The organism is Shinella sp. R2-11 (genome assembly GCF_055330205.1).
The window spans coordinates 437,125-460,504 of sequence record NZ_JBVAPC010000003.1; the positions used below are offsets into that span (position 1 = coordinate 437,125).

Below are 23,380 nucleotides of genomic sequence, written 5' to 3' on the forward strand. Positions count from 1 at the left end.
CGAGCCGGAGCGTCCCATGACGGTCCGGGCGTTCATCGGCGCGCTTCACCGGATCCTGCGCAGGAAGGTAGGCCTCGTTCCGGAGATCGTCCTCTACGTCATCATAATCTGCGCCGGGTTTATCATGGCCTATGGGCCGACGCTGGATTGGCTGCGTTAGAACATTTCCATGATGTTCAAAGGACCGGCCCGAATATCACGAGGATATTGTTCCAAATCCGCCGCCAGACGGTCCAGGCCTCGACCTCTTCCGGCAGAATCCGGCGGCTTTGCGCGAGATAGCTTTCCTGCCGGGCGCGCAGGCTGGCGGTCAGGTCCGCGCTCTCGACGAGGATGTTGTTCTCGTAGTTGAGGTCGAAGCTGCGCCGGTCCATGTTGGCCGAGCCGATCAGCGTGATCTGCCCGTCCATGGTCAGCGTCTTGGCATGCAGCAGCCCCGCCTCGTATTCGAAGATCTTCACGCCGGCGCGAAGAAGGTCGGGATAATAGCTGCGGCTGGCGGCCGCGACGGCGAAATCGTCGTTGCGCGCCGGAAAGACGATGGTGGTGTCGACGCCCCGGTTGGCACAGGCGCAGAGCGCCGCCTGCATGGCCGCATCCGGCACATAATAGGGTGTCGTGATGAAGAGCGAGCGCTTCGCCGCATAGATGAGCGTCTCGAACATTTCCGGCATGGCGGAATTGCGGAAGGTCGGCCCCGTGGCGACGACCTGGGCCGTGAAACCGGGCCCCGCCGCTTCAATCGGCCGGCGCAGGAGATCGCCGATATCGCCGCCGCCATTGCCCGTCCAGTCGCTGGCGAAAAGATGCTGGTTCTGCCGCACGACCGGCCCCTCGAAACGCATCAGCACATCGACCCAGGGCGCGAACTTCGCCTTGGGCAGGAATGCGGGGTCCGCGCAGTTCTGGCTGCCGCAATAGGTGATGCGGTTGTCGATGACGGCGATCTTGCGGTGGTTGCGCAGGTCGATGCGGCCGGTGAGCGCACGCAGAAGCGGATTGCCGATCAACAGCGCCCGGCGAGCCTCCACGCCCGCCGCCGCCATGTCCCGCCAGAGCGGCCCGCGCACGAGATCGCGCGAGCCGAGATCGTCGACGAGCGCCCGGCAGGCGACACCACGCCGCGCCGCGCGCTGCACCGCCTCGGCGACCTTCGTGCCGTTGCGGTCGGCAAGCCAGATGTAGAACAGGAGATGGACATGATCCGTCGCCGCATCGATATCCGCGACCATCGCATCGATGGCGGCGTCGGAATCCTCCATCAGCCGGGCGCTGTTGCCGCCGACGGGGACATAGGCGCTGATCGACCGCCCGACGGCGAACATCGCCTCGCTCGCATCCGCCGCCGGCGGCGCGGCCGGCCAGCCCGCTGCCTCCTGCGGATGCGGAAGGCCGTGGAAGGCGGCCCTCAGCCGCTCCACCCTTCGTCGCCCGACATTCGTCTGCCCGAGGAAGAGATAGGCGAGCGCCCCGGCATAGGGCAGCGCCATGACGAGAAGGAGCCACGCCGCCCGCGATTCCGGCTGGCGGTGCGGGCGCAGAAGAATATGGGCGGCGGCAAGACCGACGACGAGGATATGCAAGGCCACGAAGATCAAAGCGTCCCTCCAGCCGTCGCATCCCCTTCGCCGATGCCGACCGTCATGCGGCGGAGCCGTAAAGGCGGTCGAGCACGGCGAGCACGACGAGGAGATAGGTCCCGTTGCCCTCGACATCCTCATCCTCGGAGAGATCGAAGCGCTTCCACGCGTCGGCGCGGTCGCCGGCCTGATAGTCGCGGATCACCGTCTCCGCGGCGGCGCGGATCGTCGCGAACCGGGCCGGGTCGAAATGCAGGCCCTCACCATCGACGAACAGGCCGTTTTCCTTGAGGAAATCGGCCATGGGCATCGTCGTGTCGTCGAGATAGAAGAGCAGGTCGGTGGCGCTCAAGGGCTGGTCGCGGGACTGGGGAACGAACCCGGTGCCTTCACCCAACGTGCCGGCCGAGGCCCGCATGTCGCTGCTCAGTTTTTCGGTCGTGACGACGGTCATGGGATTTTCCCTCCAATTGCTTTGGCGCGCCGCCTTCAAGAATCGACGGCGCCGATCCGGCGCAGTTCCGCCAGCAGGGGAAGCATCGGGACGCCGGCCGCGGTGAAGCTGTCGCCTTCGATCTTCTCGACGAGCTGGATTCCCTCTCCGTCGATCCGGCAGAGGTTCGCGGTCTGCAGGCCGTCCGGGCCGATCCCGGCCATGTAGCCGCCGATGAATCCCGGGTCGAGCTTCAGCAGGGTGATGCTCGCGACATCGCTCCTGCGCCAGAGGACCATCCCGTCGCGGGCCAGCACGACAGCGACATTGATGGTGTGCGTCCTGCCGGAAAGGAGAAGAAGGCGGCGCCGGGCCTCCTCCATGTCGGCCGGCAGATGCAGGATCTCGTCGCCCAGCGACCAGACCTGCTCGCAGCCGAGGAAGAGCTGGCCGGGCTGCCGCCCGCTCACCTCCGTCGCCTTCGCTTCGGCGAGAACAAGGGCGACGTCCTCGGGGGAAGCGCCCGTCTCTTCGAGCGGCTCTTCCAGGGCGCGGTCATCGAGATCGGCGGCCATGACGTCGACGGCGATGCCGGCATTGCCGAGCAGCCGCCGGGCCAGGGGATTCTCCGATGCAAGGAAAATGGGCTCGTTCATTGCATATCTCCCGTTTTGAGGCTCCTGCCGGTCCGCCGGCAGTCACGCGTGGTCGAGCGCGCTGCCCTTGTGGGCGGCGATGTGGTCGGTCTTGTCGCTCTTGATCTCGTATTGCGGATCGTCGGGCGACGCGCGGTGGGTATGGCCCTTGTAGTCGAAGTCGCTGGTGTGGACGGCGATGATAGTGCCCGACACGCGGCCGGCCTCCGAATTCCAGGCGACGTGATCGCCGACGGAAAAACGCTTGCTCATTGCGATCTCCCTTCCGGATTTTCGGCATTCGCGCCGGTGATCAGGCGGGCGCTGCGCTGCCCGGTGGAATAGATCCACAGCCAGCTCAGCGCGACAGTGAGCCGGTTGCGCAGGCCGATCAGGAAGTAGACATGGGCGATCCCCCAGGTCCACCAGGCAAGCCGGCCCTTGAGCTTGATCCAGCCGAGGTCGACGATGGCGGCCCGCTTGCCGATGGTCGCGAGATTGCCGTCGTTGCGATAGGCGAACGGACCTGGTGCCGGCTTTCCTTCGATGCGGGCGCGGATCATGCCGGCGACATAGCGCCCTTCCTGCTTGGCGGCGGGCGCGATGCCCGGCACGGTCCTTCCCTCTCCCATGGAGACATGCGCGGTATCGCCGATCGCGAAGATATCCGCAAAGCCCGGCACGGAAAGATCGGGCGCCACGATGACCCGTCCTGCTCGGTCTGCCGGCACGCCCAGCCACTCGGCCGCCGGCGAGGCGGCGACGCCCGCCGCCCAGAGGATGGTCGCGGCGGGCAGGAATTCGCCGCCGAGTTCGATGCCCTCCGCGCTGCATTGCGAGACCGCGTGGCCGGTGCGCACCTCGACGCCGAGCCGGGCGAGCGCCCGCTCGGCATAGGCCGAAAGATCCTCGGTGAAGGCCGCAAGGATGCGGGGGCCGGCCTCGACGAGCACCACCCGCGCCTCGCGCGTGTCGATATTGCGGAAATCGCGCCGCAGCGTCTCATGGGCGAGTTCCGCGATGGTGCCGGCAAGCTCCACGCCGGTCGGCCCCGCGCCGATGATCGCGAAGGTCAGGAGGCGCCGCCGCTCGTCGGCATCCGTCAGCCATTCCGCCCGCTCGAAGGCAGAAAGGATGCGCCGGCGGATCGTCGTCGCATCCTCCAGCGTCTTCAACCCCGGCGCATGGGGCTCCCATTCGTCATGGCCGAAATAGGCATGGCGCGCGCCGGTGGCGAGGATCAGCGTATCGTAGGCGACCCGCCGCCCGTCCTCCAGCAGCACGGACTTTCCCGCCGCATCCACACCGCCGACCGCGCCGAGCAGGGTCGTCGCATTCTTGTGGCGGCTGAGGAGCGCGCGGATCGGCCAGGCGATCTCCGAAAGCGCGAGCGAGGCCGTTGCGGCCTGGTAGAGCAAGGGCTGGAACAGGTGATGGTTGCGCCGGTCGAGCACCGTGATGCGGAACGGGCCGGCCGCCAGATGCCGCGCCGCCTCCAGTCCGCCGAAACCGCCGCCGACGATGACGACGTGATGCTCGCTTTTCTCCGTCATACCGGCCTCCAGCCGTTTTCCTACTCCGCAGAAAGCGCCACGGCCGCTTCCGTCGTCAGCGTGCGGAAGGTGAAGCTCTCCTGCACGTAGAGATCGACGGTCGTGGCGGAATGGGCGAGGTAGCCGATGGAGAAATCCTCGCCGACAGTCAGCTCGAAATCGCCGCCGCGCAGCGACAGAACGAGACCGCCCTCGATGGCCGGCGCCCAGATGATACCGCCGTCCACCACCCGCTCGATATGATGGAAGACCGGGTAACCGTCGTCGCTGCCGCCGCTTGCCGCCATATAGGCATCGGCGCCGAGCACCAGCGCATAGGGGCCTTCCACGCCGGCAAGCCGGAGTTCGCCGACCGCCCGCGCCACGGCATCCGAATAGCGCTTCACGCCCGGCGGCAGCGGCACGGCCGGATTGCTCGCGGCCGCGCGAATCCCTTCGATATTGGCGGCGGCGTAGCCGTCGAACACCGCGCGGTCCTCGGCAAATGCGATCTTGCGCATGGCCTCCTTGACGGGCGACCAGTCGCTGTCGAGCGCGCCGCGCTCCACATCATCGATGGCGCTGCGCGAAAGCTGGAAGGGCACGCGAAGCTCCACCAGGGCCTTCACCTCGCGCCGGAGGGACTGGATGCCTTCGTCCGGCGGCGCGATGGGCAGGACATGGCCCGTGCCGACCGCCGAAAGACCGAGCCCCGACGGGCCGACCATGTCGACGACACGCCGGCCGGCGAGGTGACGCTTCAGCGTGCGCGCCGCCTCTTCCTCGATCTCGGCCCAGGCGGCTTCGGAAATAGGTGCAAGTTCGCGGTGCAAGTTATTCATGGGAAACCCCTTTTTTCAGAGAGCCTATGCCGAGCGAGCCGTCGCGGCGCGGGGGCGGATCCGCCGCCGCGGGCGTCGCGGCCGCGGGGGCGGCCGGCGCGGCATCGGGCGTCACCGCGTCGAGGAACGAAGCGGAGGGAATGAAGAACAGGGAGCCGGTGACGGCGCGGCTGAAATCCAGCAGCCGGTCGTAATTGCCCGGCGGCAGGCCGATGAACATGTTTTCCAGCATGCGCTCGATGCGGTGCGGCGAGCGGGCATAGCCGATGAAATAGGTGCCGAACTCCCCCTTGCCGACATCGCCGAAAGGCATGTTGTCGCGCAGGATCTCCAGCGGCTCGCCGTTCTCCTCGATGGAGGTGAGGACGTTGTGTGCGTAGCTCGGCTTGGCCGCGTCGTCGAGCTCGATGTCGGAGAGCTTTTCGCGGCCGATGATCCGCTCCTGCTCGGCGACCGGAACGCGATTCCAGCCGGGCAGGTCATGCAGGTATTTCTGCACGATGACATAGCTGCCGCCGGCAAAATCCGCGTCCTCGTCGCCGATGATCGTCGCCGCGACGGCCGCGCCGTCGACGGGGTTTTCCGTGCCGTCGACGAAGCCGATGAGATCCCGGTCGTCGAAATAGCTGAAGCCGTGCACCTCGTCCTCGGTGGCGACGAAACCCGCCAGCCGGCTCATGATGTGGGTTGCAAGCTCGAAGCAGAGGTCCATGCGCGTGGCGCGGATATGGAAGAGCAGGTCGCCGGGCGTGGCCACCGCATGATGCTTGCCGCGGATTTCGCGGAAGGGATGCAGGTCCTTCGGGCGCGGCGCACCGAAGAGCCGGTCCCAGGCATCCGAGCCGACGCCGAGCACGCAGGATAGCCCGCCTTCAAGATCGCGGAAGCCGACGGCGCGCAGGAGGCCGGAAAGATCGGCGCAGAGCTTGCGCACGGCGGTTTCGGCCGCGCTGCCGGGCTCCAGTGTCACGACGAGAAAGATGGCTGCGCGTGTCAGCCGCGCCGCGACCGGCTGCGGGACGACGGAAGGAAGAACTGCATCCATGCATGATCCATTCGGCAAGGGCTGGAAGGCGGGAAGCCGGCAGGATGCCGGCTCAATCCATGTCGCGGAAGGCGTGTCCGTTCGCCTCGAGGGCTTTCACCACCTCGGAAGGTAGCGAGTCTTTTTCCGCCGTGCCATCGAAAATCCAGTCCTTCGCATCGGCGATATCGGGAAGGCCCGCGCCGGCACGCACGTAAAGCCCGATCGCCGGCTTCTGCGGGTTGAGATAGAGATCGTAGTTTTCCATTGGAGGCACCCTGCGCTGGAGAAAACGGGGCGGCCGGAGGAAAGCCGCCCCGGAGCTGGTCAGAGGTTGACCGGACGGCCGGACTTTTCCTCTTCCAGCGTCACGGCGATATCGGCATTGGCCGACAGGCGCACCTTGTCGCCCTCGACGCCGGCCACGAAGCCCATCTCGATATAGTGGTGATGGCCCTCGTGATGGCCGAAGCTGTCACTCTTCTTCAGCTTGATGCGGTTGCCTTCCACGCGGTCGACCGTGCCGACATGCACGCCGTCGGCGCCGATCACTTCCATATTTTCCCTGACCTTGTCGCTCATGCCATTTCTCCCTTTCTGATGTTCAGACCATGTCGAAATCGTCTTCGTCGACGAATTCGGGTTTCCTGCCGTTGAAGGTAATGTCCCCATCGGCGGCCGAGACGCGAACGTCCGTTCCGTCGCGCACGTCCCCCGCAAGGATCATTTCCGCCAGCGGATCCTGTACATAGCGCTGGATCGCGCGTTTCAAAGGGCGGGCGCCGTAGGCCGGGTCCCAGCCCTTTTCCGCCAGCCAGTCGCGGCCAGCGTCATCGAGCGTGATCGCGATCTTCCGTTCCTCCAGCATGCGGGCGAGACGCGCGAACTGGATGTCGACAATCTTGCCCATGTCGCTCTTCTGCAGGCGGTGGAACAGGATGACCGCATCGATGCGGTTGAGGAATTCCGGCCGGAAATGCGCCCGCACCATCGTCATGACCTCCTCGCGCACCGCGCCGGTCTTCTCGCCCTCCGGCTGGTTGACGAGGAATTCCGCGCCGATATTGGAGGTCATGATGATGAGCGTGTTGCGGAAATCCACCGTCCGCCCCTGCCCGTCCGTCAGCCGGCCATCGTCCAGCACCTGGAGCAGGATGTTGAACGTGTCAGGATGGGCCTTCTCGATCTCGTCGAAGAGGATCACCTGATAGGGCCGGCGGCGCACGGCCTCCGTCAGCACGCCGCCCTCGTCATAGCCGACATAGCCGGGCGGCGCGCCGATCAGCCGCGCGACGGAGTGCTTTTCCATGAATTCCGACATGTCGATGCGCAGCATCGCCGTGTCGTCGACGAAGAGGAAGGCGGCAAGCGCCTTGGCAAGCTCGGTCTTGCCGACGCCGGTCGGGCCGAGGAACATGAAGGAGCCGATCGGCCGGTTGGGATCCTGCAGGCCGGCGCGCGAGCGGCGCACGGCGGTGGAGACGGCCCGCACGGCCTGTGCCTGGCCGACGACGCGCCTGCGCAGCGTCTCCTCCATATGCAGCAGCTTTTCCTTCTCGCCCTCCAGCATCCGGTCGACGGGAACGCCGGTCCAGCGCGAGACGACCGCGGCGATATTGTCCGCCGTCACCGTCTCGCCGGCTGAGAAATGTTCGTTTTCCTCGATAGCCGCAAGCTTCCGCTCCAGTTCCGGGATGGTGCTGTAGGCAAGCTCGCCGGCCTTCTGGAATTCGCCCTTGCGCTGGGCATTGGCGAGTTCCGTGCGCAGGTGTTCGAGCTCGCCCCTCAGGCGCTGGGCGTCCGACAGCTTGCCCTTCTCGGCCTGCCATTTCGAGGTGAGGTCCGCCGAGCGGCGCTCCATCTCCGCCAGATCCTTGTCCAGCACCTTCAGCCGGCTTTTCGAGCCTGCGTCATGCTCCTTCTTCAGGGCCTCTTGCTCGATCTTGCCGCGGATGATCTCGCGGTCGAGGGAATCCAGCTCGTCCGGCTTGGAATCAACCTGCATCTTCAGCTGCGCCGCCGCCTCGTCCATCAGGTCAATGGCCTTGTCCGGCAGGAAGCGGTCGGTGATGTAGCGGTTGGAGAGCGTGGCGGCGGCGACGAGAGCGGAATCGGCGATGCGCACGCCGTGGTGCAACTCGTATTTCTCCTTGAGCCCGCGCAGGATGGAGATCGTGTCCTCCACCGTCGGCTCGGGAACGAAGACCGGCTGGAAGCGGCGGGCAAGCGCCGGGTCCTTCTCGACATGCTTGCGGTATTCGTCGAGCGTGGTGGCGCCGACGCAATGCAGCTCGCCACGCGCCAGCGCCGGCTTCAGGAGGTTGGAGGCGTCCATCGCACCGTCCGTCTTGCCGGCGCCGATCAGCGTGTGCATCTCGTCAATGAACAGGATGATGCCGCCGGCGGCGGTCGTGACCTCCTGCAGCACGGCCTTCAGCCGCTCCTCGAACTCGCCGCGATATTTCGCGCCGGCGATCAGCGTGCCCATGTCGAGCGCCATCAGCGCCTTGTCCTTGAGGCTTTCCGGCACGTCGCCGTTGACGATGCGCAGCGCCAGCCCTTCCACGATGGCGGTCTTGCCGACGCCCGGCTCGCCGATCAGCACCGGATTGTTCTTGGTGCGACGGGAGAGGACCTGGATGGTGCGGCGGATTTCCTCGTCGCGGCCGATGACCGGGTCTAGCTTGCCGTCGCGGGCGGCGCGCGTCAGGTCGCGGGCATATTTCTTCAGGGCGTCATAGGCGTTCTCGGCCGAGGCGCTGTCGGCGGTGCGGCCCTTGCGCAGCTTGTCGATGGCCGCGGCGAGAAGCGTCGCGTCGAGCCCGCTTCGGGCAAGCACCTTGCCGGCGTCGCTCTCCCTGTCCTCCAGCATGGCCTGGAACAGCCGCTCGACGGTGACGAAGCTGTCGCCGGCCTTCTGCGCGAGCCTTTCCGCCGCGGACAGAAGCCGTGCGGCCTCGGATGCGAGATAGACCTGACCGGAACCGCCCGTGACCTTCGGCAGTTTCGCCAGCTCCGCTTCCGTCACCGCGAGAAGGGTGCGCGCGCTGCCGCCGGCCCGCTCGACAAGGCCCGAGACCAGCCCCTCCTCGTCGTCCAGCAGCACCTTGAGCAGATGCAGGCTGGTGAACTGCTGGTTTCCCTCACGCGTCGCCAGCCCCTGTGCCGACTGGATGAAACCGCGCGCGCGATCGGTGAATTTCTCGACGTCCATCGCTCCATCTCTCCCATGAGGCGGCCGGGCCCTGCCCTTCGGCCGCCGTCCTCGGAAGAGGATTTGCAATGTCCATGCCAAGCTCATCGGCCAGCAAAATCAATGGCTTGCGCGGAGGACGGATGGGCCGGAGGGACAAGGTGTCGAAAAGCCGACGGACATTCTGTCCGATCGTTCCTCAGAAGACATCCTCCGTCGCCGGAAGCCAGACGGTGAAGGTCGTGCCTTCGCCCGGCTTGCTGCCGACGGCGATCGTTCCGCCCTGCTGTGACAGCAGCATCCGGCTGATGGAAAGGCCGAGCCCCGTCCCTTCGCGGGATTTCGTGGTGAAGAACGGATCGAAGATCTTCGCCATCACCTCCGGCGCCATGCCCGCGCCGGTATCGCTGACGTCGAGCGCGACACCCTCGACCCCGTCGCGGTCGGCATCGACCGTGCGCAGGCCGAGGCGGCCACCACGCGGCATGGCGTGGATGGCATTGACGATGAGATTGACGAGGACCTGCTGCAATTCCGTCCGGTTCATGCGGATCAGGCGCAGCGCGCGATCCTCGCGCTCGACCGTGATCATCGTCTTCTTCAGGAGGTGCTGCACCAGCGGCAGGGTATCGGCGATCACGTCGGCGGGCGCGTAGTCCTCCGTGAAGCCGGCATATTCCTGCGGCTTTGCGAATTGCAGAAGCTTCGTGACGATCTCGGTGATGCGATGCATCTGCTGGTCGATCAGGCGGAATTCGGTCTTCGCCTCCTCGGCGTCCGGCCCCATCATGTCGCGGATGATTTCGAGATTGCCCTGCATGACGGCGATGGGATTGTTGATCTCGTGGGCGACGCCCGCCGTGATCTCGCCGATGGCGGCGAGCTTTTCCGACATGACGAGCTGGCGCGTCGTCGTCTCCAGCCGCGCCGACGTGTCGTGCAGTTCCAGCGTGCGCTGCTCCGCCCGCTGGCTGAGCTGTTCGTTCCACAGGCGCAGCTCCGCATCGCGCGCCTGGATGGCGTCGAGAAGCCTGTCCAGCTCCGTTGCCACGAGCCCGATCTCGTCGCGGTTCTCGACCGCTCCGGTCCGCGCCGCAAGGTCCCCCTCCTCGACGCGCGCGATCGTCTGCTTCATGCGTTCGAGCGGCTTGAAGATGGTGCGCGCCCAGAACAGGAAGAGCGGTATGGTGGCCAGGATGGCAAGGGCGAAGGCGGTGCCCGCCGTCAGCCATGTCTCGTGTTTCGCCCTGGCGAAGGGCGCTTCGATAAAGCCCGCATAGAGCATTCCCACGCGGCGGCCGAAGCTGTCGACGATCGGCTCGTAGGCGGAGACATACCAGTCGTTGACGACGAACGCGCTGTCGAGCCAGGTCCTGCCCTCGTCGAGAACCGCGCTGCGCACATCCTCGGACACGCGCGTGCCGATGGCGCGGCGGTCGCCGAAGAGGCGGACATTCGTGCTGATGCGGATATCGCCGAGGAAAAGGGTCGTCGTGCCCTGTATGCCGTCGGATCGCGTGGGCGCGTGATAGATGAGGTCGTTGATCGCATCGACGAAAGCAAGGTTGCGGTTGAGCAGGACCCCGCCGACCAGCGCCGCCCGCCGGCCGTCCGGCAGGAGCAACGCCGCCGCCGACTGGAGAACGAGGCCCCTCGTCTCGACCAGCCCGCCCGGCGTCCCGTCGCGGACGAAGGGCACGAGCTCCACCCGCGCCCGCTCCGCCAGCTGCGGGGAAAGCGCCGCAAGCTCCGAGCCGGCAAAGACGTCGATGGCGGTTTTCGATTGGCCGGCAAGGGCGGACGCCACCACCGGCCAGTCCCATCGCAATGCTCCGGGCGTGGCCGCCTTGTCGCTGACCAGGATCGTCCCGTCATCGGCGACGACATACAGAAAATCGAAGCCGCCACGCTGCGCGGTCGCCTCCAGATAGACCGGGAATGCCACGCCCGCCTGATCCCCGGTGCGGAGCAACTGGCGGAAGCGCTCGGATTCGCCGATGGCGACCAGCCTGTTTTCCGTGTTCTCCAGGATGCGGGAAAGATATTGCCGCGCGATGGTCAGGTCGTCGTTCACTTTCGCGATGGTCACCGCGTCGAAGCGATCGTTCCAGCGGGAAATGCCGATGGCGAGAAGGGCCGGCAGGACCACGAGCATCGGGACGAGCGCGATCACCAGAAGGCGATAGCGGACCGAGCGGCGGAACAATTCGGATTGTTCGGTTTCCTCAGCCATACCAGCTTGCATACTTTCGATCGATGGTCTTGCGGGAAATGCCGAGGCGGCGCGCCGCTTCCTCCCGGTCGCCGCGCGCCTCGCGCAGCACGGCGAGGATATGCCGGCGCTCCATCTCCGCAAGGTTCTCGCTGCGCGGCCGGTCGTCGTCGGACGCGATCGGGCCGATGCTGTCGGGGAAGCCGCCGAGGATGACGGTCCGCTCGATCAGGTTGCGCAGCTCGCGGACATTGCCGGGCCACTCATAGCGCAGCAGGGCGGCCTGCGCCTTCTCGTCGATGGGAACCGGCGGCATGCCGAGCTGCTGGCTGATCTCGCGCATGAACATATCCGCCAGCTCCAGCACGTCCTCCCCGCGGTCGCGCAGCGGCGGGAGGTGGATCTGGATGACGTTGATGCGGAAATAGAGGTCCGCCCGGAACGTGCCCGCCTCCACCCGCTTTGCAAGATCCGCATTGGTGGCGAAGATGAAGCGGGCATCGAAGGGTACCTCGCGTTCCGAACCGACCGGCCGCACCCGCCGGTCCTCCAGGACGCGCAGCAGCTTCGTCTGCAGCGGCAGGGGAAGATCCCCCACCTCGTCGAGGAACATCGTGCCGCCGTCGGCATGCAGCATCAGCCCCTCGCGATTGCGGCTCGCCCCCGTGAACGCGCCCTTCAGGTGGCCGAAGAGCTCGCTTTCGATCATGTCGGCGGGGATCGCGCCGCAATTGACCGGCACGAACAGCTTGTCCGCACGATCCGACAGCATGTGCAGGGAGCGCGCGGCGACCTCCTTGCCCGTGCCGGACTGGCCGGTGAGAAGAACGGAGGTCGGCAGCGGCGCCACGCGGGCGATGGTCTCGCGGACGTGCTCGATGGGCTTCGACTTGCCGAGCAGCTTGTCGCGCAGGAGGAGCTGGTGCGATGGCGAGGTCAGTTCATGGCGCAGCACCTCGTTCTCGCGCTGCAGCCGCTTGCGGTCGAGGCAGCGGGCGATGGCATTGAGCAACTGGTTGGAGCGGAAGGGTTTCAGGATGAAATCCACCACGCCGGCCCTCAGCGCATCGATGGCCGTGTCGAGATCGGCATAGGCGGTCATCAGGATGACATCGGCGAAGAAGCCGATCCGGCGCTGCTCGGCCAGCCATTCGAGGCCGGTCTGGCCGGGCATGATATTGTCCATGATCACGACGTCGAAATTCTGCTCGTCGAGCTTGCGCGACGCCTGCACGGTGTCGCCGGCCACCTCGATGACGCGGCAGCGCGGCTGCAGGGTCTTGACCAGGAAATTGCAGATGCCGGGCTCGTCATCGACGACGAGGATGGCGGCCTGCGCGAGCCACGGCCCGAATTCCGCAAGGCCCGGCGGCTCAGCCGCGGTTCGGTTCTGCCCCATCTTCCCTGTCCCTTTCGTTTCAAACGACGATCCGTCGCCATCAGGCGCCCGGCTTGCCCATTTCCCGCCGCAGCTCGGCAAGCGCCCGGCGCATGCCGTGAAGCTGGTCCATGAGATGCAGGATGACGTCGATGCCGGCCTCGTTCGCCCCGATGCCCGATTGCAGCTCGCCGATCAGCCGCGCCCGGGCGACGTCGATCTCCGAAAAGCTCAGGCCCGACGGCGTCCTTTCCGGCAGAAGCCATTCCTGCTCGATCCACAGTTCCAGCACCGTCACCTTCAGGCCGGAGGTCTTGAGGAACTCGTCCTTGCTCATCGCCATGATCAGGCCTCCTCACGCGGATTGAACGCCTGCCCCTTCGCCCAGCCGGCCACGAAGGCCTCGAGCTCGGCATCGGGCGGGCTCGGCAGCACCACCTTCAGCTTGACGAACTGGTCGCCGAAGCCGCCGCCGCGCTTCGGCGCGCCCTTGCCCTTCAGCCGCAGCGTCGTGCCGGTGTTGGAGCCCTTCGGCACCGTCATGGTGACGGCGCCGGTCGCCGTCGGAACGCGCACGCGCCCGCCGAGCACCGCCTCGCTCAGGGAAACGGGCAGCTCGATGGTAATGTCGTCGCCCTCGCGGGAAAAGCGCGGATCGGCCAGCACCTCCACCTCGATCAGCGCGTCACCCGGCCCGCCCGTGCCGAAGCCCGGCGCGCCCTTGCCCTTGAGGCGGATCGTCTGGCCGCTGACGAGGCCCGGCGGGATCTTAACGTCCAGCGTGCCGCCGTCCGGCAGGGTGAGGCGTCTCGTCGCCCCGGCGATGGAATCGGCAAAGCCGATCTCCAGATGGTAATGCCGATCCTCGCCGCGACGGTTCGCCCGCGCCTTCTGGCCGCGGCGCAGGAGATCGGCGAAGATGTCGTCGCCATCCATGAAGTCGGCAAAGCCCGAGGCATCCGCATAGGGATGCTCCGCCTGCCCGCCGGCATAGTTGCGGTAATAGTCCTGGCGCGGCGGGCGCTCGGCGCCGGACGCGTCGATCTCGCCGGCATCGAAGCGCTTGCGCTTGTCGGCATCGCCGAGAAGGTCGTAGGCGGCGGCGACCTCCTTGAACTTCTCCTCCGCCGCCTTGTCGCCCGGATTGAGGTCCGGGTGCAGCTTCTTGGCGAGCTTGCGATAGGCACTCTGTATCTCGGCCGCCGCCGCCGTCGACGGCACGCCGAGAACCTCATAGGGATTTCTCACATCGGGCTCCGGAATGGATTGAACTGCAACATATATGAGCCTGCAACCCGACATCCGGCAACGGGGCGCCATGCCGCGCCGCCGGATTTCTGCACCGCCTCATTTGCTTTCGTCATCGGGAATTTCGGTGAAATCCGCGTCGACCACGCCATCTTCGGCCGGTGCGGCCGCCGCAGCGCCCGAGGCTGCGGAAGACTGGGCGAGCATCGCGGCCTTCTCCTCCAGCGCCGCCGCCTTGTCGCGGATCGCGGCGGCATCCTCGCCGCCCAGCGCATCGCGTAGCGCCGCCGCCGCTGCTTCCACGGCCTGCCGGTCGACCGGCGCGGCCGCCGCGCCCTCTCCGGCGAGCGCCTTTTCAGCCGCATGCAGCACGGCCTCACCGTGGTTGCGCGCTTCCACCACTTCCCTGCGCTTGCCATCCTCGGCCGCATGCGCCTCGGCATCCTTGACCATGCGCTCGATATCCGTCTCGGAAAGGCCGCCAGAGGCCTGGATCTGGATGCGCTGCTCCTTGCCAGTGCCCTTGTCCTTCGCCGAGACATTGACGATGCCGTTCGCATCGATGTCGAAGGTCACATCGATCTGCGGGACGCCGCGCGGCGCCGGCGCGATGCCCATCAGGTCGAACTGGCCGAGCATCTTGTTGTCCGCCGCCATCTCGCGCTCGCCCTGGAACACGCGGATCGTCACGGCGCTCTGGTTGTCCTCGGCGGTCGAGAATGTTTGGCTCTTCTTCGCCGGCACCGTCGTGTTGCGCTCGATGAGGCGGGTGAAGACGCCGCCGAGCGTTTCGAGGCCGAGAGAAAGCGGCGTGACGTCGAGCAGCAGCACGTCCTTGACGTCGCCCTGCAACACGCCCGCCTGGATGGCCGCGCCCACCGCCACCACCTCGTCGGGATTGACGCCCTTGTGCGGCTCCTTGCCGAAGATCTTTTGCACGGTCTCCTGGATCTTCGGCATGCGCGTCATGCCGCCGACCAGCACCACCTCGGCGACGTCCTTGGCCTCGAGGCCGGCATCCTTGAGCGCATTGAGGCAGGGTTCGATGGTCCGCTGCACGAGATCCTCGACCAGCGCTTCGAACTTCGAGCGGGTGATCTTCACCTGGAGATGCTTCGGCCCGGTCGCATCGGCGGTGATGAAGGGCAGGTTCACCTCGGTCTGGGTGGAGGAGGACAATTCGATCTTCGCCTTTTCCGCCGCCTCCTTCAGCCGCTGGAGGGCGAGCTTGTCCTTGCGCAGGTCGATCCCCTGCTCCTTCCGGAACTCGTCGGCGATATACTCAACCAGCCGCATGTCGAAATCCTCGCCGCCGAGGAAGGTGTCGCCATTGGTGGATTTGACCTCGAAGACGCCGTCGCCGATATCGAGAATGGAAATGTCGAACGTGCCGCCGCCGAGGTCGTAGACGGCGATCTTGGCCTGCTTCTTCTTTTCAAGGCCGTAGGCGAGGGCCGCCGCCGTCGGCTCGTTGATGATGCGCAGGACTTCGAGGCCCGCGATCTTGCCGGCATCCTTGGTCGCCTGGCGCTGGGCGTCGTTGAAATAGGCCGGCACGGTGATGACGGCCTGCGTCACCGCCTCGCCGAGATTGGCCTCCGCCGTCTCCTTCATCTTCTGCAGGATCATCGCCGAGATCTGCGAGGGCGAATAGGGCTTGCCCTCCGCCTCGACCCAGGCATCGCCATTGCCCGCCTTGACGATTCGGTAGGGCACGAGCCCCTGGTCTTTGGTGACGGTCGGGTCGTCATAGCGCCGGCCGATCAGGCGCTTGACGGCGAAGATCGTGTTCGTCGGATTGGTCACCGCCTGCCGGCGCGCCGGCTGCCCGACAAGCCGCTCCCCGTCGCTGGTGAAGGCGACGATCGAGGGGGTCGTGCGCGCGCCTTCCGCATTCTCGACGATACGCGCCGTCTTGCCCTCCATGACCGCGACGCAGGAATTGGTCGTTCCCAGATCGATACCGATGACCTTTGCCATTGCGAACTCCTCCTTGCTGTTGCTCTTCCGGTCGGCGTGCGCCGCTCCTTCCTTTCCACAGCAATGGCCGTGCCAGTTCGAAGGCCCGGCAAATTCAAGCATTTAAGGGGAGGTCCGCCGGAAGCCGCGGACAAGCTGTCCGCAATTCGGGGGACAATCTGTCGGCTTTGAAGCCGTCCCGCGCCGCAAGCCGTTGATTTCGCGGCCGCGGCCGCATGGCACGTTTGTTGCAATCCGCCCGGCAGAAGTGCGATGGCAAGGCAGACAGTGAGGACGACGGATGACGATGCTCGGGAAATGGCGCGCGACGGCACCATGCGCAGGCGGGATGGGGCTGGAAGAAGCGCAGGCGATCCTGCGCTCGCAAGCCGAACCGCTCGGCACCGAGCAGGTTCCCCTCGGCAATGCCGGCTTCCGCGTCCTGGCCCAACCGCTCTTCGCCCGCATCGATTCCCCGCGCGAAACGGTCGCTGCCATGGATGGCTTCGCCGTGTCGGAAAGCGCGGTCCAGGCGGGCTGCCTCACCTTCACGCTGGCCGGCGCGAGCTATCCTGGCGGCGAAGCGCCGGCCCTCACCGATCAAACCACCGCCGTGCGAGTGACGACCGGCGCGCCGGTGCCGGCGGGCAAGCAACGCGTCATCCCCTTCGAGCTCGTCGAGGAGGCATCGTCGGCGATCCGCCTCGCCGGCCCGCTTCCAAGGCAGCCCCATATCCGCCTGAAGGCTTCGGGCTTCGAGATGGGCCGGCCCGTCCTGCCGCAAGGCACGCTGCTCAGTCCGGCGAAACTGCTTGTGGCGGCGGCTTCGGACAACGGCGACGTGCTGGTCCATCGCCGCCCCAGGGTGCGCGTCGTCACGAATGGCAGCGAGCTGGTGGCCGCGGGTCTTGCCGCCGAAACCGGCAATCGCGTGCCGGACAGCCTGTCCCTGCCGCTTCTCTTCATGGCGCGCCAATGGGGGGCGGAAGCGATCGGTGGCATGCTCTGCCCCGATTTTGCCGGCGCGATCCGCAAAGCCACCCTCGCGGCGATCGAGGATTGCGACGTGCTCGTCATAGCCGGCGGCGCGTCGAACGGCGAACGCGATCTCGCCCGCCCGGTGCTGCATTCGCTCGGCCTTGTGCCGCTCTTCGCCGGCGTATCGATCAAGCCGGGCAAGCCCGTCTGGTATGGCAGGGTCGGCGGCGTCCACGTGCTCGGACTGCCGGGAAACCCGGCCGCCGCGATGACCATCGCCCGCCTTTTCCTCGCGCCCCTCCTCTCGGCCCTGTCCGGCCGCCCCTTCCACGCGGCGCTCGACTGGCGGAAAAGGCCGCTCGGCGCGGCCGTCGAAGCGGCGGACCCCAGCCGCGACATGGCGCTGTTCGGCCATCGAAGCGCCGATGGCGGCATCGCCATCCTGCCGCGCCAGTCGGCTTCGGCGCAATTGCCGCTGGCGGATGCGGAGTATCTGGTGCTGCGTCCGGCCGGCAGTCCGGCCCTTCCCATAGGCGCACCCGTGCCGGTTCTCGATTTGTAGGAAGCGCTTTCCTATGCAGCCAGGGATCAAGCTCGCTCGATCCTCCGGCACCGCAAGACCTCAATCGCCCTTCTTCCCATCCGGCCCGCCGCGCGCGACACCCACCTTCGCGGCGCGCAGCGGGCGCGAGCCGATGACATAGCCCGGCGAGACGACCGTGCTGACGGTCCCGCTCGGCACGGAGGAATCCGCCGCCTCGAACAGGGCCTCATGGAGATGCGGATCGAAACGCTCGCCGAGCGGCTCGATGCGGCGGATGCCGTGCTTCTCGAAAACCTGCAGCAGTTCCCTGCCGGTCAGCGCGACCCCGTCGGCAAGCGTCTTCAGCGCGGCGGAGCCCCGCGCGGCCTCCGCCGGCACGCTGGCCAGCGCCCGCTCCAGGTTGTCGGCGACGCCGACCAGGTCGCCGGCGAACCTGCCGACGGCATATTGCCGCGCATCGCCGACATCCCGCTCGGCGCGGCGGCGCAGGTTCTCCGTCTCCGCGAGCGCCCGCAGCAACCGGTCCTTGAGATCGGCGACTTCGGCTTCCAGCCGCACGACGGCCTCGGCGCTGGACTCGGTGGGCGAGGCGTCCGTTTCCGGACCGTCGGGCGTGGTGGGGCTGCTCATGGTCTTCTCCTCGCTCTATCGTTGATGGCTGCCATCCGGCGCCGGTTCGCCGAAACGCTGGCGGCGCGCCGCCTCGAACCGGCCCAGCGCCTGCGGCTTGACGAACAGCGCCACGACATCCGGATGGGCCTGCCGCACCCGCGCTTCGATCGCCGCCACGCATGCCTCGATGGCCGCGGTATCGAGGCCGCGGTCGAACTCGATGCTGAGCGCCACCATCGCCTGATCCGGCGCGAGCTGGGCGGTGAGCGCGCTGCTGGCATGGACGACGCCCGGCTCTTCCGCCGCGATCCGGCAGATCGACGCGACGAGCGCCGGGGTGGCGCGTTCGCCGATCAGGAGGCTCTTGCTCTCGATGGCGAGCAGGAGCGCGACGGTGGCAAGGACGAGGCCGATGAGGATCGATGCCACGCCGTCGAGGCGCGGCATGTCGAAGAGTTCGGCGCAGAACAGGCCCGCCGCCGCGATCAGGATGCCGACCAGCGCGGCGCTGTCCTCGAACAGCACCATGAAGGACGGCGGGTCCTTGCTCTGCCGGAAGGCCGCCCAGAAGCCGAGCGGGCCCCGCACCGCCTTGAAATTGCGCCAGGCGACGAGCCAGGAACCGCCTTCGAAGAGGAAGGACAGGGCGAGCACGACATAGGCGACGCCGACCCGGCCGGCAGGCTCCGGCTCCAGCACATGGCGGATGCCCTGGTAGACGGAAACGCCCGCGCCGAGCGCGAAGAGGAGCAGCGCGACGATGAAGCTCCAGAAATAGAGCTCGCGCCCGAAGCCGAGCGGGTGGACCACATCCGGCCGCCGCGCCGCCCGCCGGTAGCCATAGAGCAGCAGGCCCTCATTGCCGCAGTCGACGACGGAATGCACGGCCTCGCTGAACATGGCCGCGCTGCCGGTCACGGCGGCGGCGACAAGCTTGGTGACGGCCACCGCCACATTACCAGCCAGCGCGGCATGGACCGAGGAATGGGCGGAGCGCGGCAGCGGCGGGCGCGGATCGGAAAGTGCTGCGTTCAAGGTCGGCTCCTCCCCTGCTTCGCCAGCCTTTCCGGCACCGCGAGGCCGCTGGCAAGGCTGATGGAAAAGACTGGAAAGATGGAATGGAAAGCAAAATGCGCGCGCGCCGACGCTACCGGATCGAGCCCATAGAACATTGCCGCTTCCTCCTTTTCCGGCAAGCCTCCGTCCCCGTCCGGCAAGCGCCCTGCTCTCGATGGGCGTTCAGGCCGCCGGCTATCCGGCGACCACCCGGACCGGGATGGACTTTGCCGCCGGCGTGCCGCTGATCCGGTCGTAGTAATCGAGCGGCAGCAGCGGGTTGAGCTCTGGATAATAGCCGGCGACCGCGCCGCGCGGCATCGGATAGTCGAGCGCCGTCAGGCCATCGACGCGCCGCGACAGACCGTCCCTGCTGATGGTTTCGAGCGTGATCCGCTCGCCGGAGGCGATGCCGCGGGCGGCAAGGTCCTCGGCATTCATGAACAGCACCATGCGGTCGTTGTAGACGCCGCGATAACGGTCGTTGTTGCTGTAGATCGTCGTGTTGAACTGGTCGTGCGAGCGCACCGTGGCAAGCCGCAGCATGGCGGGATCGTCGACGGCGTCGTTCACTTCCAGCCCCGGCATCAGCAGGAAATTCGCCTTGCCGTTCTCCGTCGGCCAGACGCGGCGGCGCGGCGGTATGTCGAGATGGAAGCCCTTCGGGTTCCTGATGCGCTCGGAGAAGCCGGCATAGATCTCCGGATAGACCTGGGCGATCTTGTCGCGGATGAGGTCGTAATTGTCGACATAACTTGCCCAGGGCACCTTGCTGTCCGGCAGCGCGGCCATAGCCATGCGGCATACGATCTCGACTTCCGGCATGACCTGCGGGCTTGCCGGCGTCAGCACGCCGCGCGAGGCCGTGACGTTGGACATGGCGTCCTCGATGGTGACGAACTGCTCGCCGGCCTTCGTCCTGATCCATTCCGAGCGGGCGACGACCGGCAGGATCAGCGCATCGCGCCCATGCACCAGATGGCCGCGATTGAGCTTGGTGGCGATGCCCACCGTCAGCGCCAGCTTGCGCATGGCGGCATAGGAGCGGTCGGTATCCGGGATCGCCCGGACGAAATTGCCGCCCATGCCGATGAAGACCTTCGCCGTGCCGTTCTCCATCGCCTCGACGGATTCCACGGTGTGATGGCCGTGACCGCGCGGCGGCTCGAAGCCGAAGATGTCGCGCACGCGGTCGAGATAGGCCTGCGAGGGCTTTTCGTCGATGCCGACGGTGCGGTCGCCCTGCACGTTGGAATGGCCGCGGATCGGCGCGATGCCCGCGCCGGGCTTGCCGTAATTGCCGCGCAGCAGCAGGAGGTTCGACACCTGCTGAAGGAGACGCGAGCCCTGCTGGTGCTGGGTAAGGCCCATGCCGTAGCAGATGATGGTGGCCTTCGAGCGGATATAGATCTCGGCGCAGCGGCGGATCTGCGCCTCGTCGAGGCCGGAGACGCGCACGATCTCGGCCCAGTCCTGCGCCATCGCGTCGGCGCGGATCGCCTCGACGCCGACCGTGTGCCCGGCGATGAAATCGGCGTCCAGCACCGTCTCGCCCGCCGCCTCGCGCTCGAACATCACCTTCATCATGCCCTTGATGAGGGCAAGGTCCCCGCCGATCCTGATATGCACGAATTCGCTGGCGATGGGCGTGGAGCCGAAGGTCGCCATCTGCACGACGTCCTGCGGCTCGGTGAAGCGGATGAGCGCCCGCTCCGGCATGGGATTGACGGCGACGATCGGCGCACCGCGCTTGCGGGCCTCGACCAGGTTGGTCATCATGCGCGGCGAGTTGGTGCCGGTGTTCTGGCCGATGACGAAGATCGCCTCGGCATGCTCGAAATCCTCCAGCACGACCGTGCCCTTGCCGACGCCGATGGCGGGCGGCAGGCCGCGGCTCGTCGGCTCGTGGCACATGTTCGAGCAGTCGGGAAAATTGTTGGTGCCGAATTCGCGGACGAAGATCGAATAGAGGAAGGCCGCCTCGTTCGGCGTGCGCCCGGAGGTGTAGAATTCCGCCTCGTGCGGGCTCGACAGCGCCCGCAGATGCCGGCCGATCATCGCGAAGGCCTCGTCCCAGCTGCACGGCACATAGAGGTCGCTCGCCGCCTCGTAGCGCATCGGCTCGGTGAGGCGCCCCTGCATCTCCAGCCAGTAGTCGGATTGTTCCATCAGCTCGGTGACGGTGTATTTCTCGAAGAATTCCGGCGTGACGCGGAACTTCGTCGCCTCGTAGGCGAGCGCCTTGGCGCCGTTCTCGCAGAATTCCAGCGTCTTCTTGCAATCGGCATCCGGAAAGGCACAGCTCGGGCACTTGAAGCCGCCCGGCTGGTTCATCGCCAGCAGCGCGCGCGACCCCTTGGTGATGACGCTCTGCTCCATCAGCACCTTGGCCGTCGCCGCGGCCGCACCCCACCCGCCGGCCGGATGGTTGTAGCTCTTGTATTGCGGCTTTCCTTCGGCCATGACGAATACTCCCGGATACGACAGAAGCCAATTAGATCATTTTATCCCATTGAAATCCATGGACAATTTGTCCAGTTTCGCGCGGACATTCTGTCCCCCGCAACGACGGCATCGCCCTCGCGCTGCCCGTCATTTCCCGGAAACCGGTGCAATTTCCCCTACCCGCCCCGGTCCGAGTGTTCTAGAAGACGGTCACCGGAAAGAAGCATCGGAGACGACCATGAACCAGGACAGCAAGACCATCACGACCTGGTATGTCGATCCCGATGCGGAAGACCGGATGTCGGACGGTCATGCGCCGATCTGGCGGCATCTCATCGACCTGATCGTGGAGCGGGACCTCAGCCGGAAGAGCGTGCTCGATTTCGGCTGCAACCAGGGCGGCCTGCTGCGTCATCTCTACGCCATCCGGCCGTTCCGCAAGGCGCTCGGCATCGATATCGCGGCGCAGTCGGTCGCCAAGGCAGAAGCCTTCAAGGGCAATATCCCGGTCCAGCATGCCGTCGGCGGAACGCTCGAAGGCTGGGTCGAGGAATTCGATCTGGCGATCAGCCATGAGGTGATCTACCTCGTCGAGGACATCGGCGCCCATGCCGCCGATATCTTCAAGGCGCTGAAGCCGGGCGGCGTCTATTATGCCGTCACGGGCTGCCATACCGACAATCCGCTCTGGCCGAAGTGGCGCGACCTCGTCGCCCAGCGCACCAATACGGTCGTGCAGGACCGCTCGATCACCGATTATGCCAGGGCCTTCGCCCGGGCCGGCTTCGAGGTCTCCGGCCGCAAGCTGGAATATGACGGTTTCATTCCGTTCTTTGAGGACGGCTGGACACCGGACTTCGCCGATGCGCTCGACTATTACACCCAGACGAAGATCGTCTTCCGCCTCGTCAAGAAGCCGGCCGGCGCAGCTTCGTAAGCTCGACGTCGAAATGGGGCGGCTTGCCGGGGGCGACCTCGACGAACGTCCCCTTCACCCGGAAGGTCTTTTCGACAAGGCCGCTTCCGGCAAGCCGCGCGGGCTCTCCGTCGAAGCGCAGTTCGCCCTTTTCCAGCAGGGAGATCCGGTCGCTGACGGCGATTGCCTGGTTGATGTCGTGGATCGCCATGAGGATCGTCACGCCGCGCTCGCGGCTGAGGCGATGGACAAGGTCCAGCACCTCCACCTGGTAGCCGATGTCGAGAAAGGAGGTCGGCTCGTCGAGAAGCAGGATCGCCGCCTCCTGCGCCAGCGCCGCCGAAATCCATGCCCGCTGGCGCTCGCCGCCGGAAAGCTCCTGCAGCGTCCGGTCGGCAAGGCCCGCAAGGCCGGTGCTTTCGAGCGCCCATTCGATCGCCTCCTCGTCCTTGCGGCCATAGGAGCGGAACAGGCCGACATGGGGAAAGCGGCCCTGGCGCACGAGCTGGGCGACCGTCATCTCTTCCGGGGCGACGGGCTGCTGCGGCAGGAAGGCGAGCTTCTTCGCGATGGCGCGCCGCGACATCGCGGCAACCGCCACGCCCTCGATCTCGGCCCTTCCCTGCGATGGCGCGATCAGGCCGGCAAGCGCCTGGAGGGCGGTGCTCTTTCCCGAGCCGTTCGGGCCGATGAGCGCGCGGACCTCACCCTTTTCCATCGACAGCGAAAAGCCGCTCAGCGCCTTCCGGCGACCATAGAGAACCGACAATTGCGAACAGGTAAGCGGCATGGC

General features: G+C 66.6%; 23 protein-coding genes. 3 read left to right on the top strand and 20 right to left on the bottom strand.

What is annotated here, in order from left to right; genetic code table 11:
• The first annotated feature begins 16 nt into the window (after window positions 1-16).
• Window positions 17-160 (top strand): hypothetical protein, encoded by a 144-nt coding sequence (locus tag ACZ1A1_RS10425; RefSeq protein ID WP_463619860.1) that lies wholly within the window; start codon window positions 17-19, stop codon window positions 158-160.
• A 16-nt stretch (window positions 161-176) separates the two neighbouring features.
• Here ACZ1A1_RS10425 and cls read toward each other — a convergent pair whose 3' ends face one another.
• The 15 genes from cls to dnaK all read right to left on the bottom strand — a co-directional run bounded on the left by cls (window position 177) and on the right by dnaK (window position 16,057).
• Window positions 177-1,589: a cardiolipin synthase gene (cls, locus tag ACZ1A1_RS10430; protein ID WP_463619861.1), complete on the bottom strand. Its 1,413-nt coding sequence runs from the start codon at window positions 1,587-1,589 to the stop codon at window positions 177-179.
• A gap of 52 nt (window positions 1,590-1,641) precedes the next feature.
• On the bottom strand, window positions 1,642-2,034 hold the full coding sequence (locus ACZ1A1_RS10435) for a hypothetical protein (RefSeq protein WP_463619862.1): 393 nt from the start codon (window positions 2,032-2,034) through the stop codon (window positions 1,642-1,644).
• A 35-nt stretch (window positions 2,035-2,069) separates the two neighbouring features.
• Window positions 2,070-2,669, bottom strand: a complete 600-nt coding sequence (locus ACZ1A1_RS10440; protein WP_463619864.1) for a Maf family protein — start codon at window positions 2,667-2,669, stop codon at window positions 2,070-2,072.
• A gap of 42 nt (window positions 2,670-2,711) precedes the next feature.
• Window positions 2,712-2,921 carry a hypervirulence associated TUDOR domain-containing protein gene (locus tag ACZ1A1_RS10445; protein ID WP_313196392.1) on the bottom strand — a complete coding sequence of 70 codons (210 nt, stop codon included), beginning with the start codon at window positions 2,919-2,921 and terminating at the stop codon, window positions 2,712-2,714.
• A complete protein-coding gene (locus tag ACZ1A1_RS10450; protein ID WP_463619865.1) occupies window positions 2,918-4,201 on the bottom strand; it encodes an NAD(P)/FAD-dependent oxidoreductase in 1,284 nt (427 codons plus the stop codon). The genes ACZ1A1_RS10445 and ACZ1A1_RS10450 overlap by 4 nt, the downstream gene beginning before the upstream one ends.
• A 20-nt stretch (window positions 4,202-4,221) precedes the next feature.
• Window positions 4,222-5,022 (bottom strand): family 1 encapsulin nanocompartment shell protein, encoded by an 801-nt coding sequence (locus tag ACZ1A1_RS10455; RefSeq protein WP_463619866.1) that lies wholly within the window; start codon window positions 5,020-5,022, stop codon window positions 4,222-4,224.
• Window positions 5,015-6,067: a Dyp-type peroxidase gene (locus ACZ1A1_RS10460; RefSeq protein WP_463619867.1), complete on the bottom strand. Its 1,053-nt coding sequence runs from the start codon at window positions 6,065-6,067 to the stop codon at window positions 5,015-5,017. Before ACZ1A1_RS10460 ends, ACZ1A1_RS10455 begins: the two co-directional genes overlap by 8 nt.
• A gap of 52 nt (window positions 6,068-6,119) precedes the next feature.
• The gene (locus ACZ1A1_RS10465; protein WP_463619868.1) at window positions 6,120-6,314 is read right to left on the bottom strand and encodes a hypothetical protein; all 195 of its coding nucleotides are present in this window, start codon (window positions 6,312-6,314) and stop codon (window positions 6,120-6,122) included.
• 59 nt (window positions 6,315-6,373) lie between these two features.
• Window positions 6,374-6,628, bottom strand: coding sequence for a DUF2171 domain-containing protein (locus tag ACZ1A1_RS10470; RefSeq protein WP_313196387.1), 255 nt, complete (start codon window positions 6,626-6,628; stop codon window positions 6,374-6,376).
• A gap of 22 nt (window positions 6,629-6,650) precedes the next feature.
• Window positions 6,651-9,260 (bottom strand): ATP-dependent chaperone ClpB, encoded by a 2,610-nt coding sequence (gene clpB / locus ACZ1A1_RS10475; protein ID WP_463619869.1) that lies wholly within the window; start codon window positions 9,258-9,260, stop codon window positions 6,651-6,653.
• A gap of 178 nt (window positions 9,261-9,438) precedes the next feature.
• Window positions 9,439-11,472, bottom strand: coding sequence for a sensor histidine kinase (locus ACZ1A1_RS10480; RefSeq protein ID WP_463619870.1), 2,034 nt, complete (start codon window positions 11,470-11,472; stop codon window positions 9,439-9,441).
• Window positions 11,465-12,850 (bottom strand): sigma-54-dependent transcriptional regulator, encoded by a 1,386-nt coding sequence (locus ACZ1A1_RS10485; protein WP_313196384.1) that lies wholly within the window; start codon window positions 12,848-12,850, stop codon window positions 11,465-11,467. The genes ACZ1A1_RS10480 and ACZ1A1_RS10485 overlap by 8 nt, the downstream gene beginning before the upstream one ends.
• Window positions 12,851-12,890: 40 nt before the next feature.
• Window positions 12,891-13,172 (bottom strand): chaperone modulator CbpM, encoded by a 282-nt coding sequence (locus tag ACZ1A1_RS10490; RefSeq protein ID WP_463619871.1) that lies wholly within the window; start codon window positions 13,170-13,172, stop codon window positions 12,891-12,893.
• 2 nt (window positions 13,173-13,174) lie between these two features.
• Window positions 13,175-14,077: a DnaJ C-terminal domain-containing protein gene (locus tag ACZ1A1_RS10495; protein WP_463619872.1), complete on the bottom strand. Its 903-nt coding sequence runs from the start codon at window positions 14,075-14,077 to the stop codon at window positions 13,175-13,177.
• Between the two features lie 99 nt (window positions 14,078-14,176).
• Window positions 14,177-16,057 carry a molecular chaperone DnaK gene (gene dnaK / locus ACZ1A1_RS10500; protein WP_463619873.1) on the bottom strand — a complete coding sequence of 627 codons (1,881 nt, stop codon included), beginning with the start codon at window positions 16,055-16,057 and terminating at the stop codon, window positions 14,177-14,179.
• A gap of 280 nt (window positions 16,058-16,337) precedes the next feature.
• Here dnaK and ACZ1A1_RS10505 point away from each other — a divergent pair, with 280 nt between their 5' ends.
• A complete protein-coding gene (locus ACZ1A1_RS10505; protein ID WP_463619874.1) occupies window positions 16,338-17,576 on the top strand; it encodes a molybdopterin molybdotransferase MoeA in 1,239 nt (412 codons plus the stop codon).
• A 60-nt stretch (window positions 17,577-17,636) separates the two neighbouring features.
• Here ACZ1A1_RS10505 and grpE read toward each other — a convergent pair whose 3' ends face one another.
• The 4 genes from grpE to ACZ1A1_RS10525 form a co-directional block, all read right to left on the bottom strand.
• On the bottom strand, window positions 17,637-18,188 hold the full coding sequence (gene grpE / locus ACZ1A1_RS10510; protein ID WP_463619875.1) for a nucleotide exchange factor GrpE: 552 nt from the start codon (window positions 18,186-18,188) through the stop codon (window positions 17,637-17,639).
• Window positions 18,189-18,203: 15 nt separating this feature from the next.
• Window positions 18,204-19,205: a cation diffusion facilitator family transporter gene (locus ACZ1A1_RS10515; protein ID WP_463619876.1), complete on the bottom strand. Its 1,002-nt coding sequence runs from the start codon at window positions 19,203-19,205 to the stop codon at window positions 18,204-18,206.
• Window positions 19,202-19,342 (bottom strand): hypothetical protein, encoded by a 141-nt coding sequence (locus tag ACZ1A1_RS10520; protein ID WP_463619877.1) that lies wholly within the window; start codon window positions 19,340-19,342, stop codon window positions 19,202-19,204. The genes ACZ1A1_RS10515 and ACZ1A1_RS10520 overlap by 4 nt, the downstream gene beginning before the upstream one ends.
• Window positions 19,343-19,421: 79 nt before the next feature.
• Window positions 19,422-21,689 (bottom strand): FdhF/YdeP family oxidoreductase, encoded by a 2,268-nt coding sequence (locus tag ACZ1A1_RS10525; protein WP_463619878.1) that lies wholly within the window; start codon window positions 21,687-21,689, stop codon window positions 19,422-19,424.
• 220 nt (window positions 21,690-21,909) lie between these two features.
• Between ACZ1A1_RS10525 and ACZ1A1_RS10530 the strand changes: the two genes are divergently transcribed.
• Window positions 21,910-22,608, top strand: coding sequence for a class I SAM-dependent methyltransferase (locus ACZ1A1_RS10530; RefSeq protein WP_463619879.1), 699 nt, complete (start codon window positions 21,910-21,912; stop codon window positions 22,606-22,608).
• Here ACZ1A1_RS10530 and ACZ1A1_RS10535 read toward each other — a convergent pair.
• Window positions 22,580-23,377 carry an ABC transporter ATP-binding protein gene (locus ACZ1A1_RS10535; protein WP_463619880.1) on the bottom strand — a complete coding sequence of 266 codons (798 nt, stop codon included), beginning with the start codon at window positions 23,375-23,377 and terminating at the stop codon, window positions 22,580-22,582. The two genes, ACZ1A1_RS10530 and ACZ1A1_RS10535, sit on opposite strands and share 29 nt — an antisense overlap.
• Window positions 23,378-23,380: the final 3 nt, after the last annotated feature.

Bases quoted from the DNA above. Each gene is read 5' to 3' on its own strand.
- ACZ1A1_RS10425 (WP_463619860.1), top strand. From the start codon at position 17: ATGACGGTCCGGGCGTTCATCGGCGCGCTTCACCGGATCCTGCGCAGG.
- ACZ1A1_RS10435 (WP_463619862.1), bottom strand. From the start codon at position 2,034: ATGACCGTCGTCACGACCGAAAAACTGAGCAGCGACATGCGGGCCTCG.
- ACZ1A1_RS10440 (WP_463619864.1), bottom strand. From the start codon at position 2,669: ATGAACGAGCCCATTTTCCTTGCATCGGAGAATCCCCTGGCCCGGCGG.
- ACZ1A1_RS10445 (WP_313196392.1), bottom strand. From the start codon at position 2,921: ATGAGCAAGCGTTTTTCCGTCGGCGATCACGTCGCCTGGAATTCGGAG.
- ACZ1A1_RS10450 (WP_463619865.1), bottom strand. From the start codon at position 4,201: ATGACGGAGAAAAGCGAGCATCACGTCGTCATCGTCGGCGGCGGTTTC.
- ACZ1A1_RS10455 (WP_463619866.1), bottom strand. From the start codon at position 5,022: ATGAATAACTTGCACCGCGAACTTGCACCTATTTCCGAAGCCGCCTGG.
- ACZ1A1_RS10460 (WP_463619867.1), bottom strand. From the start codon at position 6,067: ATGGATGCAGTTCTTCCTTCCGTCGTCCCGCAGCCGGTCGCGGCGCGG.
- ACZ1A1_RS10465 (WP_463619868.1), bottom strand. From the start codon at position 6,314: ATGGAAAACTACGATCTCTATCTCAACCCGCAGAAGCCGGCGATCGGG.
- ACZ1A1_RS10470 (WP_313196387.1), bottom strand. From the start codon at position 6,628: ATGAGCGACAAGGTCAGGGAAAATATGGAAGTGATCGGCGCCGACGGC.
- clpB (WP_463619869.1), bottom strand. From the start codon at position 9,260: ATGGACGTCGAGAAATTCACCGATCGCGCGCGCGGTTTCATCCAGTCG.
- ACZ1A1_RS10480 (WP_463619870.1), bottom strand. From the start codon at position 11,472: ATGGCTGAGGAAACCGAACAATCCGAATTGTTCCGCCGCTCGGTCCGC.
- ACZ1A1_RS10485 (WP_313196384.1), bottom strand. From the start codon at position 12,850: ATGGGGCAGAACCGAACCGCGGCTGAGCCGCCGGGCCTTGCGGAATTC.
- ACZ1A1_RS10490 (WP_463619871.1), bottom strand. From the start codon at position 13,172: ATGGCGATGAGCAAGGACGAGTTCCTCAAGACCTCCGGCCTGAAGGTG.
- dnaK (WP_463619873.1), bottom strand. From the start codon at position 16,057: ATGGCAAAGGTCATCGGTATCGATCTGGGAACGACCAATTCCTGCGTC.
- ACZ1A1_RS10505 (WP_463619874.1), top strand. From the start codon at position 16,338: ATGACGATGCTCGGGAAATGGCGCGCGACGGCACCATGCGCAGGCGGG.
- grpE (WP_463619875.1), bottom strand. From the start codon at position 18,188: ATGAGCAGCCCCACCACGCCCGACGGTCCGGAAACGGACGCCTCGCCC.
- ACZ1A1_RS10520 (WP_463619877.1), bottom strand. From the start codon at position 19,342: ATGTTCTATGGGCTCGATCCGGTAGCGTCGGCGCGCGCGCATTTTGCT.
- ACZ1A1_RS10525 (WP_463619878.1), bottom strand. From the start codon at position 21,689: ATGGCCGAAGGAAAGCCGCAATACAAGAGCTACAACCATCCGGCCGGC.
- ACZ1A1_RS10530 (WP_463619879.1), top strand. From the start codon at position 21,910: ATGAACCAGGACAGCAAGACCATCACGACCTGGTATGTCGATCCCGAT.
- ACZ1A1_RS10535 (WP_463619880.1), bottom strand. From the start codon at position 23,377: ATGCCGCTTACCTGTTCGCAATTGTCGGTTCTCTATGGTCGCCGGAAG.